1 protein-coding gene is annotated in these 2293 nt (G+C 36.9%); it reads right to left on the reverse strand.

The features are described from left to right. Positions 1 to 143: 143 nt before the first annotated feature. Positions 144 to 1574, reverse strand: a complete 1431-nt coding sequence (gene ltrA, locus F8154_RS09235; protein ID WP_151861337.1) for a group II intron reverse transcriptase/maturase — start codon at positions 1572 to 1574, stop codon at positions 144 to 146. Positions 1575 to 2293: the final 719 nt, after the last annotated feature.

Consider the following 2293-nt stretch of genomic DNA (forward strand, 5'->3'; position numbering starts at 1 on the left):
TTCGAGGTTTTTTTTTATTAAATTTATGAAATAGTTCTATATTACTATATGATAAAGTAGGGTAACTATTTTCATAGCTACCCCCTTATCAAACCGCACGTGCCCTACTAAGGCATACGGCTTACCAACGTGTTTAAAATGTATCAAGCATAGCTTTTCACAGCATTAATCTTGGAAACTCGGTCAGGAGTATAATACTCTTGGCCTTTTTCTTTTAATTTCTTAATTTGTCTTTCTAATTTCGCTTTGCTTTTGGCTGTTATTTTCTCTAGGTACATTTCTAGGGTATACCCCCACATTTTGTTGAAATATAACCAGTGAGATGGTATAAGCCCTATCTTTACAAAATACTCGTTGTTCCATTTCGAGGTCATAAGCCAGCCTTTCCTTTGACATGGATTTTTGTGTATCATCGCTACCCTCAACCTTTGTCTAACATAGGAATCTACTGCATGTAGTTCCTTACTAAATGCCTTTAAAATACACCTGCTTTTCTGTCCATATCCTTCGTTGGCTTTAACTGCCTTGTAGATATTTAGATAGTAGTTTATCTTTCCTCTTATTATTGGATTTAAGGCATCTAGCCATGCTTTGGTGCTAAGGGTTAGGCTTTTCCTTGTTTTCTCTTTTATTTTAGTTTTGAAGTCTTTGATCGAATTCTCAGTAGGTCTTACGATGAAATATGACTCTCCATCGTTCTTTCTTTGTCTCCAATGCTCAAATGTAAATCCAAGGAAATTAAAATTCTCATTGTTGAAATTAACGAATTTTGTTTTCTCCATTGATACTTCCAATCCTAAATCAGTTATTACCCTATTCGCTGCCGCACCTGCTCTTTTGATTTCTTCTTCTGTTTTTGCAAAAAGAAGAAAATCATCAGCATATCTTACAAAACGGATATTTTCCTTATCTAGTTCCCAGTCTAGTTCATTTAGGTATATATTTGCAAGTATTGGCGAAATCACCCCTCCTTGCGGAGTGCCAGATTCAGTATTATGGAATTTACCTTCTTCCATATGTCCAGCCTTTAGCCACCTCCATATCATATCTAGGACAGTTCCATCAGCTATATATTTTGTCAATATCTTCATCAGTTTCTTGTGTGGTATGTTGTCAAAAAACCCTTTTATATCACAGTCATATATGTGGTTGTGTCCTGTTTCTAGATTCCAAAGAATTATCTGCATTGTTCTTTCTGCACCTAATCCTTTTCTGTATCCACATGACCATTTATGAAATATCTCATTCTCAAACTTAGGACTTATGACATTTACCACACTTTGCTGTACAATCCTATCCTCTATGGTTGGGATTCCTAATGGTCTTTTTTTACCATTTTTCTTTGGTATATATACCCTCTTTACTGGCTTTGGTACGTAGCTTTTCTCTTTTAGGGTAATTAGGAGTTTATTGATCTTCTCCTCTTCTTTTTCAGCGAAGGTTTCGAGGGTTTCACCATCAATACCTCCACAGCCTTTATTTTCTTTAACCTGTTTCCATGCTTCCATTAGCTTTCTTTCAACTAACAGCTGTCCATAAATACTATGCATTTTAAGCTTCAATTCTTGATTCATTTATTATCCTTCACCTTTCTTGTGTCCTTTCGGTTCGTTTTTACTTTCGTAGCGTTACCGTTATCATTACACATGATTAAAGTTAGGTCCACTGAGGTCAGTTCCCTTCCGTTCAGTATCAGTTTGGTCTAATACCTACTCCCGTACTATGAAACTGTCTGACTTCTCTATCCGTAGTAGAAACTTCGGCATAACCTTATATTCTACTACCCCTTACGGGCTTGAATAAAGACCTCACAGGGTCACCGCACTTTCCTTCCTAACATACCGAGCACTTTCACATGATAAACTATTTCAATTCGGCTGATTCATTGAATTAAAATTAATGACTTCCCATTATTTTCGCATAGTCGTCAGTTTACCCCGCCACTTGTGCTTCACTCCTCTGCATTTCGGTCTGCTAGTCCGCCTATGGGCCTCTCGACTACCACGTCTCCTTCAGACAATACCTCACGATATTGCCCTAGACTAGACTTCCTAGGTTGTATCAGCACTCCTAGGGAAGGACTTTCACCTTCGAGAACTCTTGAGCTTCCAAACTCTCGACTCGTTTTTACCATTATGGTATCGTTGTTGCTGTTCTTAACACTCAAGATTTCATAAACTTTTGTTTATGAATGTGCGACTGCCTGTCGCAAGAAAAACACTCTGATTCGGTTTACAGAGTGTTTTGGTTTTTGATTTTAATTTTTCATTTAATACTTTTCATTTTTAATTTT

It is taken from the genome of Alkaliphilus pronyensis (genome assembly GCF_009017275.1).
Taxonomy (GTDB): domain Bacteria; phylum Bacillota; class Clostridia; order Peptostreptococcales; family Natronincolaceae; genus Alkaliphilus_C; species Alkaliphilus_C pronyensis.